This is a genomic window from Rhizobium anhuiense, from assembly GCF_003985145.1.
Classification (GTDB): Bacteria; Pseudomonadota; Alphaproteobacteria; order Rhizobiales; family Rhizobiaceae; genus Rhizobium; species Rhizobium anhuiense.
This window is the reverse complement of record NZ_ML133525.1, coordinates 49,500-62,306: the sequence shown is the minus strand read 5'-3', so window position 1 is coordinate 62,306 and position 12,807 is coordinate 49,500. Positions and strand designations below refer to the sequence as shown.

General features: G+C 60.3%; 14 protein-coding genes. 6 read left to right on the top strand and 8 right to left on the bottom strand.

Going from position 1 to position 12,807, the window contains the following annotated elements:
* The first annotated feature begins 90 nt into the window (after positions 1–90).
* From EEQ99_RS15590 to EEQ99_RS15565, 6 genes are all read left to right on the top strand, one after another.
* On the top strand, positions 91–1,251 hold the full coding sequence (locus tag EEQ99_RS15590) for an ABC transporter substrate-binding protein (RefSeq protein WP_097595193.1): 1,161 nt from the start codon (positions 91–93) through the stop codon (positions 1,249–1,251).
* Positions 1,252–1,451: 200 nt separating this feature from the next.
* Positions 1,452–2,438, top strand: a complete 987-nt coding sequence (locus EEQ99_RS15585; protein ID WP_097543070.1) for an ABC transporter ATP-binding protein — start codon at positions 1,452–1,454, stop codon at positions 2,436–2,438.
* Complete coding sequence (locus EEQ99_RS15580) at positions 2,435–3,397, top strand: ABC transporter permease (protein ID WP_127430714.1); 963 nt, start codon at positions 2,435–2,437, stop codon at positions 3,395–3,397. Before EEQ99_RS15585 ends, EEQ99_RS15580 begins: the two co-directional genes overlap by 4 nt.
* Positions 3,387–4,199: an ABC transporter permease gene (locus EEQ99_RS15575; protein ID WP_097543068.1), complete on the top strand. Its 813-nt coding sequence runs from the start codon at positions 3,387–3,389 to the stop codon at positions 4,197–4,199. Before EEQ99_RS15580 ends, EEQ99_RS15575 begins: the two co-directional genes overlap by 11 nt.
* A 13-nt stretch (positions 4,200–4,212) precedes the next feature.
* Positions 4,213–5,640: a gamma-aminobutyraldehyde dehydrogenase gene (locus EEQ99_RS15570; protein ID WP_047616249.1), complete on the top strand. Its 1,428-nt coding sequence runs from the start codon at positions 4,213–4,215 to the stop codon at positions 5,638–5,640.
* Positions 5,641–5,790: 150 nt separating this feature from the next.
* Positions 5,791–5,964, top strand: a complete 174-nt coding sequence (locus EEQ99_RS15565; RefSeq protein ID WP_003566688.1) for a DUF1328 domain-containing protein — start codon at positions 5,791–5,793, stop codon at positions 5,962–5,964.
* 62 nt (positions 5,965–6,026) lie between these two features.
* On the opposite strand, the gene EEQ99_RS15560 is transcribed toward EEQ99_RS15565, so the two are convergent.
* From EEQ99_RS15560 to tal, 8 genes are all read right to left on the bottom strand, one after another.
* Complete coding sequence (locus EEQ99_RS15560) at positions 6,027–6,686, bottom strand: DUF3313 domain-containing protein (protein WP_174824462.1); 660 nt, start codon at positions 6,684–6,686, stop codon at positions 6,027–6,029.
* A 165-nt stretch (positions 6,687–6,851) separates the two neighbouring features.
* On the bottom strand, positions 6,852–8,228 hold the full coding sequence (locus EEQ99_RS15555) for an ATP-binding protein (RefSeq protein WP_047616247.1): 1,377 nt from the start codon (positions 8,226–8,228) through the stop codon (positions 6,852–6,854).
* Positions 8,225–8,965: a response regulator gene (locus tag EEQ99_RS15550; RefSeq protein WP_047616246.1), complete on the bottom strand. Its 741-nt coding sequence runs from the start codon at positions 8,963–8,965 to the stop codon at positions 8,225–8,227. The genes EEQ99_RS15555 and EEQ99_RS15550 overlap by 4 nt, the downstream gene beginning before the upstream one ends.
* 253 nt (positions 8,966–9,218) lie before the next feature.
* A complete protein-coding gene (locus EEQ99_RS35145; RefSeq protein ID WP_244604805.1) occupies positions 9,219–9,680 on the bottom strand; it encodes a hypothetical protein in 462 nt (153 codons plus the stop codon).
* A 2-nt stretch (positions 9,681–9,682) separates the two neighbouring features.
* Positions 9,683–10,174, bottom strand: coding sequence for a hypothetical protein (locus EEQ99_RS15540; RefSeq protein WP_047616244.1), 492 nt, complete (start codon positions 10,172–10,174; stop codon positions 9,683–9,685).
* A 121-nt stretch (positions 10,175–10,295) separates the two neighbouring features.
* Positions 10,296–10,742, bottom strand: coding sequence for a DoxX family protein (locus tag EEQ99_RS15535; RefSeq protein ID WP_047616603.1), 447 nt, complete (start codon positions 10,740–10,742; stop codon positions 10,296–10,298).
* An 83-nt stretch (positions 10,743–10,825) separates the two neighbouring features.
* Complete coding sequence (locus tag EEQ99_RS15530; RefSeq protein WP_047616601.1) at positions 10,826–11,494, bottom strand: DUF1345 domain-containing protein; 669 nt, start codon at positions 11,492–11,494, stop codon at positions 10,826–10,828.
* A gap of 92 nt (positions 11,495–11,586) precedes the next feature.
* Positions 11,587–12,552, bottom strand: coding sequence for a transaldolase (gene tal / locus EEQ99_RS15525; RefSeq protein WP_047616243.1), 966 nt, complete (start codon positions 12,550–12,552; stop codon positions 11,587–11,589).
* Positions 12,553–12,807: the final 255 nt, after the last annotated feature.

Below are 12,807 nucleotides of genomic sequence, written 5' to 3'. Positions count from 1 at the left end.
TAAATGAATTTGCGAAAGCGACCTTTTCGCGTCACCTTTTCATCCGGGAACAAACCGCCACAAAAGTGGCACCAGACCGGGAGACGGATGATGACGAATCTCTTGAAATCCTGCACGGCAGCGCTTGCCTGCCTGAGCTTCGCGACGCAGGTGGTCGCCGCCGAACCGCTGAAGGCGCTCGGCAAGGGCGAAGGTGCGGTCAGCATCGTCGCCTGGGCCGGTTATATCGAACGCGGCGAAACCGACAAGAACTATGACTGGGTCACCGATTTCGAAAAGGAGACCGGCTGCAAGGTTTCCGTCAAGACCGCCGCCACCTCGGATGAAATGGTCTCGCTGATGAACGAGGGCGGTTTCGATCTCGTCACGGCGTCCGGCGACGCCTCGCTGCGCCTCATCGCCGGCAAGCGCGTCCAGCCGATCAACACCGATCTGATCCCGAGCTTCAAGACCGTCGACGAGCGCCTGCAGAACGGCCCATGGTACACGGTCGGCGGCGTCCATTACGGCGTGCCCTATCTCTGGGGACCGAACGTGCTGATGTACAATACCGATGCCTTCAAGGACAAGGCGCCGACCAGCTGGAACGTCGTCTTCGAGGAGCAGACGCTGCCCGACGGCAAGTCGAACAAGGGCCGCGTCCAGGCCTATGACGGCGCGATCTATATCGCCGACGCCGCCATGTATCTGATGGCCCACAAGCCGGATCTCGGCATCAAGGATCCCTACGAACTGACCGAGGACCAGTACAAGGCCGCCCTCGACCTGCTTCGCGGCCAGCGCAAGCTCGTCTCGCGCTACTGGCACGACGCAATGATCCAGATCGACGACTTCAAGAACGAGGGCGTCGTCGCCTCCGGCTCCTGGCCCTTCCAGGTGAACCTGCTGCAGGCCGACAAGCAGAAAATCGCCTCCACCTTCCCGGAGGAAGGCGTCACCGGCTGGGCCGACACCACCATGCTGCATGCCGACAGCGAACATCCGAACTGCGCCTATATGTGGATGGAACATTCGCTGAAGGCCAAGGTCCAGGGCGATGCCGCCGCCTGGTTTGGCGCCGTGCCCTCCGTTCCCGCAGCCTGCAAGGGCAACGAACTGATGGGCGAGGCCGGCTGCGCCACCAACGGCTTCGATCACTTCGACAAGATCAAGTTCTGGAAAACCCCGGTCGCCAAATGCACGACGCAGAGCGAATGCGTGCCCTATCATCGCTGGGTGTCGGATTATATCGGAGTGATCGGCGGGCGATGAACCGGGCCGGTCCGCGTCCATAAAGTCCCCTCCCTACGAGGGGGTCTGAACGGCACCGCCGAATCCTGCCGAAACACCAAGGTATTTGCGAAAGGGTACGGCAGGTTAAGCCCCTCCCCCTTGTGGGGGAGGGGTTTGGGGCCGGGTCTTTATTGACCAAGACCGAGCCTCTCTCTGAACACACACGACCCGGAGCTCCCATGACGTCAGCCGTCCGCTTCCAGCAGGTATCGCGCCATTTCGGCCAGGTTCGCGCCGTCGACGGCGTCGATCTCGAGATCGCACCCGGCGAATTCTTCGCCATGCTCGGACCTTCCGGCTCCGGCAAGACGACCTGCCTGAGATTGATCGCCGGCTTCGAACAGCCGACATCGGGCCATATCCAGATCTTCGGCGAGACGGCCGACGGCGTTCCGCCCTATCGCCGCAACGTCAACACCGTATTCCAGGACTACGCGCTTTTTCCGCACCTCAATATCTTCGACAATGTTGCCTATGGGCTGATGGTCAAGGGTGTCGGCAAGGCGGAGCGGATGAAGGCGGCGGGCGATGCTCTGGAACTCGTCAAGCTGCCGGGCTACGGCGCCCGCCGCCCCGGTCAGCTGTCCGGTGGCCAGCGGCAGCGCGTGGCGCTCGCCCGCGCGCTGGTCAACAAGCCGAAAGTGCTGCTGCTCGACGAGCCGCTCGGCGCGCTCGACCTGAAGCTGCGCGAGCAGATGCAGGAGGAATTGAAGAGCCTGCAGCGCGCGCTCGGCATCACCTTCGTCTTCGTCACCCACGATCAAGGCGAGGCGCTGTCGATGGCCGATCGCGTCGCCGTCTTCAACGATGGCAACATTGTCCAGCAAGGCACGCCGCAGGATATCTATCGCTGCCCGAAGACCCGCTTCGTCGCCGATTTCGTCGGCTCCTCGAACGTCATCGCGCCCGATCTCATGGCCTTGCTCGGCGGTGAGAAACGCTGGGCAAGCCTGCGTCCCGAGGCGATCCGGCTGACAGGCGACGGCGTCGAGGCGAAAGTCGAAAACGCAAGTTTCCTCGGCGCAGCCACGCGTCTCAGCGTCGACCTCAAGGGCAGCCGGCTGCATGTCATGCTGCCGGCAGGCACGCCGGTGCCGGATGTCGGAGCCGGCATCCACCTCGCCTGGCAGCCGGCCGATATCCACTATATGGACGATGCGGCATGACGGCGCTCACCATCTCAGGCGGCAAGACATCGATCCTTCCGGGGCGCGGCGGCTTCTTCGGCCAATTGTCGGATGCCTTCTGGCGGCACCCGAAGCTGCTGCTCTTGCTGATGCTGACGCCGCCGCTGCTCTGGCTGGGGATCATCTATATCGGCTCGCTGATCGCCCTGCTTCTGCAGAGCTTCTTCTCGATCGACGATTTCTCCGGCCTGGTGAATTACGAATTCACCCTCTCGACCTATGCCCAGCTGCTGAATCCTGCGAATTTCGACATCATCATCCGCACCGTCGTCATCGCGGCGCTGGTCACCGTCGCTTCCGCCCTGATCGCCTTTCCGATCGCCTATTACGCGGCGCGTTATGCGCAAGGCAAATGGAAGGCGCTCTTTTATCTCGGCGTCATGCTGCCGCTCTGGTCGAGCTATCTCGTCAAGATCTACGCCTGGAAGCTGATCCTCGCCAAGGAAGGCATCCTCACCTGGATCTTTGAGAAGCTCCATCTCTCCTGGCTGCTCGACGCCGTCCTGAATCTGCCCGTCATCGGCGGCAATTCGCTGTCGGTGAGCTACCTCGGCACCTTCATCGTCTTCGTTTATATCTGGCTTCCCTATATGATCCTGCCGACGCAGGCGGCCCTGGAGCGCGTGCCCGGCAACCTGATCGAGGCCTCGGCGGATCTCGGCGCCACGCCGCGCCAGACCTTCCGCACCGTGCTGCTGCCGTTGGCGCTGCCCGGCATCGTCGCCGGTTCGATCTTCACCTTCTCGCTGACATTGGGCGATTACATCATCCCGCAGATCATCGGCTCGTCCAGGCTGTTCATCGGCCAGGCGGTGTATGCCCAGCAGGGAACGGCCGGCAACGTGCCGCTGGCGGCCGCCTTCTCCGTCGTGCCGATCGTCATCATGGCGCTCTACCTGTCGCTCGCCAAGAAGATGGGGGCCTTCGATGCGCTCTGACCTCAAGACATCGCCGCTGGCTTTGAAGATCGCCGCAGCCGTCGGACTGCTCTTCCTGCATCTGCCGATCCTGTTGATCTTCGTCTATGCCTTCACGACCGAGGAAAAGAGCTATCAATGGCCGCCACCGGGGCTGACCCTGCAATGGTTCCCCGTTGCCTGGAACCGGCCGGATGTCTGGTCGGCGCTCAGCCTCTCCGTACAGGTCGCAGTCATCGCCACGGCGATCGCGCTGGTGCTCGGCACGCTCTGTGCTGCGGCCGTCAGCCAGACGAAATTCTTCGGCCGCGAGGCGATCTCGTTGCTGGTCATCCTGCCGATCGCCCTTCCCGGCATCATCACCGGCATTGCGCTGCGCTCCGCCTTCAGCCTGTTCGACATCCCGTTTTCGGTCTGGACCATCGTGCTCGGCCACGCCACTTTCTGCGTGGTCGTCGTCTACAACAATGCGGTCGCCCGCTTCCGCCGCACCTCCGGCTCGCTGATCGAGGCTTCGATGGATCTCGGCGCCGACGGCTTCCAGACCTTCCGCCATATCATCCTGCCGAACATCGGCACCGCTCTTCTTGCCGGCGGCATGCTTGCCTTCGCCCTGTCTTTCGACGAGGTCATCGTCACCACCTTCACCGGCGGCCAGCAATCAACCTTGCCGATCTGGATGCTCGAAGAACTCATCCGCCCGCGCCAGCGCCCGGTCACCAACGTGGTCGCCATGCTCGTGGTGCTCGTCACCTTCCTGCCGATCCTGGCAGCCTACTACCTCACCCGCGACGGCGACCAGATCGCCGGCGCCGGCAAATAAAAGGGAGAACATCATGGATACCCAAATGCTGATCGGGTCCCGCTTCGAAAAGGGCACGGAGACGGAAGAACACATCCTCAACCCGAAGACAGGCGAGACGGTGATCGACCTTGCCGAAGCCTCGCTTTCCCAGGTCGATGCCGCCGTCGATGCTGCCGAAAAGGCCTTCGCACGCTGGTCGCAAACGACGCCGGGCGAGCGTTCCGGCTACCTGCTGAAGATCGCCGACGCCATCGAGAAGGATGCTGTCGGCTTCGCGACTCTGGAAGCGTTGAACTGCGGCAAGCCGATCAATGCGGTGCTGAACGACGAAATCCCGGCGATCGTCGATTGTTATCGCTTCTTCGCCGGCGCCGTGCGCAACCTGCACGGCCCGGCCGCCGGCGAATACCTGCCCGGCCACACCTCGATGATCCGCCGCGATCCGATCGGCATCGTCGGCTCGATCGCGCCGTGGAACTATCCGCTGATGATGATGGCCTGGAAGCTGGCGCCGGCGATCGCCGGCGGCAATACCGTCGTCTTCAAGCCCTCGGAACAGACGCCGCTGACCTCGCTGAAGATGGCGAAACTGCTCTCGGACATCCTTCCCGAAGGTGTCGTCAACGTCATTCTCGGGCGCGGCGAAAGCGTCGGCAACGCCCTGATCAACCATGCCAAGATCGGCATGGTCTCGATCACAGGTGATATCGCCACCGGCAAGAAGGTGCTGCAGGCCGCCGCCAAGACGGTCAAGCGCACCCATCTGGAACTCGGCGGCAAGGCGCCGGTCATCGTCTTCGACGACGCCGATATCGATGCCGTCGTCGCCGGCATCCGCACTTTCGGCTATTACAACGCCGGTCAGGACTGTACCGCGGCCTGCCGCATCTATGCCGACGCCAGGATCTATGACAATTTCGTCGCCGATCTCTCCTCAGCCGTCGGAAGCATCCGCTTCAACCGGGCCGACGATACCGAAAATGAGATCGGGCCGCTGATCTCCAGGCGCCAGCGCGACCGTGTCGAAAGCTTCGTCGCCCGCGCTTCCGAACACAAGCATATGGAGATCACCACTGGCGGCAAGGTTTCCGGCGACAAAGGCTTCTTCTTCGCCCCGACCGTCATAGCAGGCGCCTTGCAAGACGACGAGATCGTCCGCCGCGAGGTCTTCGGCCCGGTCGTCTCGGTCACCCGCTTCTCCGATGCCGACGATGCCGTTGCCTGGGCAAACGACAGCGATTACGGCCTCGCCTCCTCCATCTGGACGAGGGATATCGGCCGCGGCATGAAGACCGCCGCCCGCCTGCAATATGGCTGCACCTGGATCAACACCCATTTCATGCTGGTCAACGAGATGCCGCATGGCGGCCTCAAACAGTCGGGCTACGGCAAGGACATGTCGGTCTACGCGCTGGAGGACTACACCGCCGTGCGCCACGTGATGATCAATCACGGCTGATCGGGAGAAGGCAAGGATACGAAATTCGACGTTACACCCATCAGCAGCACCGGGAGGGGCAGGCCGAAGATCAGAGCCATTCCATTCCGACGATCTGGAACATTTTCCCGGTTGCTGCGTCTTCCCAGGCAAAACGCAAAGGATGACGCCATGCTGAAATGGGCTCTGATATTTTTCGTGATTTCGATCGTCGCCGGCTTCTTCGGTTTCTCCGGCGTATCGGCAGCAACCGCGACGATCGCCCGCGTTCTTTTCGGCATCGCGCTGGTGATCTTCCTGATTTTCCTCGTCCTTGCGCTGATGGCCGGCCAGGCGATCTTGTGAGCGGAAACGCAGCGGCAATGAGCGTGGACGTAGAACATGTCCACGCTCATTGACCCATCCGGCTATTTCAACTCCGCAAGGAGCGCGTCGGCGCCTTTCCGGACGCCGACCATCGAGGCATCCATCGCCGTGAAGCTTGCACCGATATTCATCGCATTCGGATATTGCTTGGTGACATAGGAAGACAGGAGACGATTGCTCGCAGCATCATAGATCTCCACGGCATAGTTCACCGAACCGGTCATCGAGCCTTCTCGGCCGCGCGCCGCCTGGACGGTGTTGTACAATCCGCCGGCGACGTCGATGCGCGTGACCGTTCCGAGCACCGCAGTTGTTGCCTTCGCGCCCGTCAGCGTCAGATGCAATCTGAGCGTTGCCGGAGCAGGGGTGCTGACGACGGCAAAGCGTGTCTTCAATTTTTCCGTGAATTGCTGCTGCATGTAACTGGCGAGGAAAATCCTGTCCTTTTCAGAAACCTTGCCGAACTGATTGTCAGGGCCGTTATAGACCGTAACGGGATCTACGATGATCCTGTTGTACTGGCTCCAGATGACATTCGTCTGATAGCGATATGGCACGCGGCCGGTCTTATCCTCAATGTTCGGTCGAAGCTGTGATGCCGAAGCAAGTCCGGAATACACCGTCGGGTCAGGGGTCGTGCATGCGGCAACGCTCAAGCAGGCGAGCATCAGTGCGGCGCCGATTTTCAAATTTTTTATCAATGGCTTGGCTCCAGCTTTGGAAATGCCGAACGGCATCTGCTGGCACCGGTTTTATGGAATTCGGATGTTGCTGTGTTTGTTATGATATGCGGAAATGTTCGCAAACCCTCTTTGCGACCAAGCAGCGCGACGCGACGCATGACCACGCCGTCGGTCGGCCGGCAGTCAGTGTGATGAAGGGATCGACGGCGAGCCTTCGGGCTGGATCACCTGACGAGCGGGCAGATCGATCACGACGACCAGGCCGCGTGGTTTCCCGTCCAACAACGTCAATTGTCCGTTATGCGCTTTGGTGACGATCCCTTGGGCGATCGGAAGACCAAGCCCAAGCCCGGAACCGCCTGCGGCGGCGATCTGCCGCGATTTGTCCCCCTTGAAGAATGGCTCCAGAACCTTCGCCTTGAGCTCGTCCGTCAGACCGGGACCATTGTCCCTCACCTCTATCCGGATCCCGCCATCGTCACGGCCTTGCAACTCGATGTCGACCTGCGTTGCATAACGGGACGCGTTTTCGACCAGATTGGTCATCGCGCGGGTCAGCGCCTGAGGTTTGCAGACAAACGCCAATCGCCGCGGACCGATGAACCGCACATCGACGCCGGTGTCGGAGAAATCGGTCGCAATCGTCTGCAGCAGGCTTGAGATATCGACCTTTCGATCGACCGCCCTCACCGAGGGATCTTTGAAATAGGCCAGACACTCGTCGATCATGAAATTCAAAGTGGCGATATCGGCGAGCATCAGGCTGCGAAGTTCCGGCTCTGCGGAACGCTCGGCACGCATCCGCAATCGCGTCAGCGGTGTCCTGAGATCATGGCCCACGCCGCTCAGCACTCTTGTTCGATCCTCCGCCATGCTCTGGATCCGGTCGCTCATGACGTTGAGCGATTCCGCCAGGCTTCGGATCTCGGCTGCACCATCCGGTTCGAAAGGCTTTTCCAGGCTGCCTTCCATGCTCGCGCGTTTGGCAGCGGCGGCAAAGCGCCTCAGAGGTTCGGTAATGAGCCGGCTGCTGAAATATGCGAGCAGCACCAACGGAATGACGATTTTCAAAAATCCGCTTGCAGCTGCCGGAACGAACCACAGATAGCTGGGAAAAACCGGCAGTTGAAAGATGAGAGCACGCCTGTCGTCAATTCCGACAGTCAGCACGTCTGGATGCGATGGACCCATGACGAAACGATGAAATGCCGCGAAAATATTGTCGGCGAGCAGCGCGTCGATGCGCGCCACGATCTCGCTTGCAGCTATCATCGGCTGTTTGCCGGCAAGCGGCTGATCCAGGGACAATTTTTCGACCTCAACGCCGAGTGCCGCTGCTCTCTTGAGAACCGCGGCTTCGTCCTCGACTGACCTTGCCTGTGCAAATTGCTCGGCGACCATCGCCGCCCTGCCGGCAAACAGGCCGTTTTGAAAGCCGCGATCATGACGGCCGTAGATATAGGGCTCCATCGCGGTCGCCACGACGGAAACCAGCACGACAAGAAAGGTCGCCAATATGAGGATCTGGCTCTGGATCGAAGCGCGCCGGAAATTTCTCACGAGAGACGCTCTACCTTGGATGCGAAAAGATAGCCCCCCAAGCGCACAGTCTTGATGAACGTCGGGTCTTTCAGATTTGGCTCTATTTTTTGCCTGACCCGGCTGATGTGGGCGTCGATGCTGCGTTCCACCGGCCCTGCCGACCCTGCATGTGTCATCGACAAAAGCTGTTCGCGCGTCAGAACCTTATTGGGATTGCAGCAGAAGGCCAGGAGGATATCGAACTCCGCGGTTGTCAGGGAAACCTGCGCGCCGTCCGCGTCGAGAAGTTGACGGCTTTTCGGATCGATGCGCCATCCCGAAAACGTCATAGGCCCAAGCGTTTCCTCGTGATGGTGCGCATATGATGATCTGCGGAGAATGCTCTTGATCCGGGCCAGCAGCTCGCGTGAGTTGAATGGTTTCGTGACATAGTCGTCAGCACCGAGCTCCAGGCCGAGAATGCGGTCGATATCCTCCTGGAGCGCCGTCAGCATCAGGATCGGCACCGAGCGCGAAGCGCGAAGCCGCCTGCAGATGCTGAAGCCGTCCTCCCCCGGCAACATCGCATCGAGGACGATGAGATCGAATTGCTGTCGCGCCATCATTCGGTCCATGGCCGCGCCGCTCTCCACCGACAAGGCTTCGAAGCCGCTGGTCCGGACGAGGTCCACCAGCATATCGGCGATCGCGGAATCGTCTTCGACGATGAGGATATGAGCCTGATTGGGAACTGCCATTTCATATGCCATCGTCATTTGCTCTCTTGCCAGGAGTCCTGTCGGCGCGAAATTATCACGTTTCCGCCTTTATCAATCAGGCGGCCTCATCCGCCATCGATCACGGTGGTTAAAATCTCCAATGTCGTGTCGCCAGGCATTTTTCTCCGTACGATATCAGCTGCCACACCGATACGGCTCCGCCTTATCAGGTCTCGTGCAATGCTATGTTCGATAATGTTGCGAAATGTTGCGAACAGGGATGCCAACGTCGCCGACACGGCGCCCGGTATCAAAACTGCCTTTCGGGATCGCCACTGACTTTCACATGGTCATCTCGGATTGTGCTGTCGATGATAACCGTGGCGACGAAACAGACGCGGATGACCAGCAGACAAAAGAATAACAGCGAGAGGCTCGCCGTCGCATAGTGCTTCAACGCGGAACGCTTGGGGAGCCGGGCGGTGAGTTTGTGAAGGGCGTTTCTGGCGAGACGACCGATCGCCACGAGCAGAAACAGTGCCGTAATGATGTACCCGCTTGCCGAGGCCGCCCCCAATAGCTGGAACATCAAAAGACACCCGCACCAAGTGAAGACTTCGCGTTTTGGAATGACGCCTTCAAACCGACGAAACCCGATGGAACGACGCCGATGAGATCCGTCCGCAAGGCGCGTGATCGGTCGGCAAGGCGGGGCCGGATGGTCCGGATCCAGGCCCAGCGAAGTCCGGTTCTGCGACGGGAATTCGGCCACCGCTAGTCGGCTCGCTCTGCGCGGGGCGAGGCGCGGCGACTTAGAAGCAGAGATGTGGCGGCACGCCACCGGGATGCCTTCGCCGCGGCTGCAATCACCGTCTCATTGAGAGTTGGCGTTCTTTGGACCGCAGCAATCCTGGCTGTCTTTGACTCCGTGAGCGCCGCGATCCTTCTCAGAAAGGCATCGCTGTCGAATTCTTTCGAGGAAGGAACCGACTTTGCTGTCGGCTTGATGGCATGGAAAAACACCTCCAGATTGATGACTGGTATCGGCTTGATGTTTCGCACCAGGTCGATATCCGCCCGCATCGTTACCGCCAGACAATATCGGTCCGAGCGCAAAGCGTCGAAGAGCTCCGGTATGGAAGACACAGCCGTCGCGGCATATCCGTTCTCATTCAGCTTCGAGACGATACCGCAGGCAGCGCCTTTGCCGAGAAAGACGAGAATTGGCTTTTGCTGGTTGCTTTGCACTGATGACATCACTGGCATACTCCTGACCTGTCGCCAGAAGTTTAGCCCGCATCGGCGCTGCTGTTTGTTCGGTTTTATTCGGTTTTATTGCGCCGCGAAGCGCCCGCGAAGTTCAGGCAAGCGCGGCGGACCTCGCTATTTACGACAACGCTGCCCTGAGCCAGGGATGCATCGAGGCCCTCTTTCTGAGCAGCCTGTCGATCGATATCGATCCCGCGCCGGAAGCCGAAAGCACAAACATGCCGCCGGCAATCGCCAGGTCCTTCTCGAAATGCAGCAACTCGTTCTGGCTTGCGAAATTCGTATGGAAGAGCAAGGCGGTCGCCAGGCAGAAGAGCGCCAGCGCCAGTGCGCCAAGCCGGGTGAGGAAACCTGCCGCGACGGAAAGGCCGGCGCCGATCTGAAGGGCGATGGTAGCAAGTGCCATCGGCGTCGACAGCCCCAGTTTTGCGAAAGTGTCGATGGTCGCAGTGAGATCTGCCGCAAGGGACCAGCCCTCATGCAGAAAGATCAGCGCCAGCAGAAACCTGCCGAGGAGCAGAACGAAATCGGCCGGTCGGGACCGGCTTGAGGCGCTTTCCATCATACCCTCCGGTTTGAAGAGCAGGCGGCGCGGCCCGCTCATGCCTTCGGCTCCTCAGATCCTCGCAGCCGCTCTGGCAAGATGCATTATAGCAGGCTTGCCCCGACATTGATCGCCAGCGCCAGGATCGTCGTATTGAAGAGGAACGACAGCACGGCATGCAACAGCGTCAGCTTGCGCATGCTGGTCGAACTGACCGCGACATCCGCCGTCTGTGCGGCAACGCCGATGGTGAAGGAGAAATAGAGGAAATCCCAGTAGCCGGGCTCTTCGATCCCATCGGGAAATTTGAGCCCGCCCTCCTCGTCCGCCCCGCCGTAGAAATAATGGGCATAGTGGATGGTGAAGAGCGTATGCAGGAAGAACCAGGAGATCAGGATCGTCAAAATCGCCGCACTTGCCCGTGCCAGCGCGACGTCAGGTGCCGCCTCCTTGATCGAATGAAGCTCGATGCCGATGCCGGCGATGCTGGCAAGTGCGGCACCGATCGAAAGCGCCAAGAGCACGGTATCGGAGAAATCAAGATCCGCGGAGCGTTTTCGGATGCTGTCAACCGTCGCCCGCAGCATCTTGCGCCAGCTCAGCGCGACAAAAACGCCGGCGCTGACATTCCAGCCGAACAGGATATTGCCGGCGCTGACCTCGCGCGAGGTCACAGCCAGGAAGACCGCCAGTCCAGCAAGAGTGGCGATGATGAAGCTCGCATGCTTGTAGACAAATGCCGCAAGCGAATTCGTCCTTTCCTCATCCGCCATATCGGTCTCCGACAGCATATGCCCTTGATAACAGCACGAAAAAGGCGCGCCTGCCAGCCGGCAGCCGCGCCTCCGATTGCATGCCGTGCCGATCAGGCGGCGGCGAGCTGCAGTTCCTTCTGCACCATGGTCCGCAACGTCCCCAGATCCTTGGCGAAGGCGCGAATGCCTTCGGCGAGTTTTTCCGTCGCCATCGCATCTTCGTTCATCAGCCAGCGGAAGGTCTTCTCGTCGACGGTGATCTTCGCAGCCGGCTTGATGATCTCGGGCGAAAGCTTGCGCTCGAGCTTGCCTTCGTCCTTGGAGAGTTCGTCGAGCAGGTTCGGAGCGATCGTCAGGCGGTCGCAACCGGCCAGCGCTTCGATTTCGCCAGCGCTGCGGAACGAAGCACCCATGACGATCGTCTTGATGTCGTTGGCCTTGTAATAATTGTAAATGTCGCGAACCGAAATGACGCCCGGGTCTTCCTCAGGCGTGTAATCCTTGCCCGTCGACTTCTTGTACCAGTCGAGGATACGGCCGACGAAGGGCGAGATCAGGAATACCTTGGCGTCGGCGCAGGCAACGGCCTGTGCCTTCGAGAAGAGAAGCGTCAGATTGCAATCGATGCCTTCCTTCTGCAGCACTTCGGCAGCGCGTATGCCTTCCCAGGTGGAGGCGAGCTTGATCAGGATGCGATCCTTCTCGATGCCGCGTTCCTTGTACCCGGCGATGATGCTGTGAGCCTTGTCGATCGAAGCTTGTGTATCGAAAGAAAGGTCGGCATCGACTTCGGTCGATACGCGTCCCGGAACAAGCTTGGAAAGCGCAGCGCCGACGGAGATGGCGAGGCGATCAGCGACGGCGGATGAAACGGCTTCGGGATTGCCGCCTTGCTTCTTGCCCCAGGCGACGGCTTCCTTGATGGCGTCGGCGAACATGGGCGTGCCGAGTGCCTTCAGCACGATGCTCGGGTTCGTCGTGCAATCAACCGGCTTCAGGCGGGCGACGGCCTCGATGTCGCCGGTATCGGCGACGACGGTGGTAATCTCGCGAAGTTGGTCAAGCTTGGATGTCATGGTCAATAATCCTTGTTGAACTTGGGCTGCGACCGGCGCGAGTTCCGCCCGGCAAAGGTGATCTACCGGCAGGTTGTTTGCATGCTGCAGGCGAAAATGCGCGCATCCGTCACGGATGATTTATAAACGTGAAGGACAGTCGCCGTGTTCCAGCCGCCAACGAACGACGGCTCGAACGCAAGCGATGCCGCCTGCGGCTGGAAGGCCGGTCGTGACTTTCGGCATGCCCGCACTATGTCCTCCTCGACGGACAAG

Excerpts from the sequence above, each read along its gene's own strand:
- EEQ99_RS15590 (WP_097595193.1), top strand. The coding sequence starts at position 91 with ATGACGAATCTCTTGAAATCCTGCACGGCAGCGCTTGCCTGCCTGAGC.
- EEQ99_RS15585 (WP_097543070.1), top strand. The coding sequence starts at position 1,452 with ATGACGTCAGCCGTCCGCTTCCAGCAGGTATCGCGCCATTTCGGCCAG.
- EEQ99_RS15580 (WP_127430714.1), top strand. The coding sequence starts at position 2,435 with ATGACGGCGCTCACCATCTCAGGCGGCAAGACATCGATCCTTCCGGGG.
- EEQ99_RS15575 (WP_097543068.1), top strand. The coding sequence starts at position 3,387 with ATGCGCTCTGACCTCAAGACATCGCCGCTGGCTTTGAAGATCGCCGCA.
- EEQ99_RS15570 (WP_047616249.1), top strand. The coding sequence starts at position 4,213 with ATGGATACCCAAATGCTGATCGGGTCCCGCTTCGAAAAGGGCACGGAG.
- EEQ99_RS15565 (WP_003566688.1), top strand. The coding sequence starts at position 5,791 with ATGCTGAAATGGGCTCTGATATTTTTCGTGATTTCGATCGTCGCCGGC.
- EEQ99_RS15550 (WP_047616246.1), bottom strand. The coding sequence starts at position 8,965 with ATGACGATGGCATATGAAATGGCAGTTCCCAATCAGGCTCATATCCTC.
- EEQ99_RS15540 (WP_047616244.1), bottom strand. The coding sequence starts at position 10,174 with ATGCCAGTGATGTCATCAGTGCAAAGCAACCAGCAAAAGCCAATTCTC.
- EEQ99_RS15535 (WP_047616603.1), bottom strand. The coding sequence starts at position 10,742 with ATGATGGAAAGCGCCTCAAGCCGGTCCCGACCGGCCGATTTCGTTCTG.
- EEQ99_RS15530 (WP_047616601.1), bottom strand. The coding sequence starts at position 11,494 with ATGGCGGATGAGGAAAGGACGAATTCGCTTGCGGCATTTGTCTACAAG.
- tal (WP_047616243.1), bottom strand. The coding sequence starts at position 12,552 with ATGACATCCAAGCTTGACCAACTTCGCGAGATTACCACCGTCGTCGCC.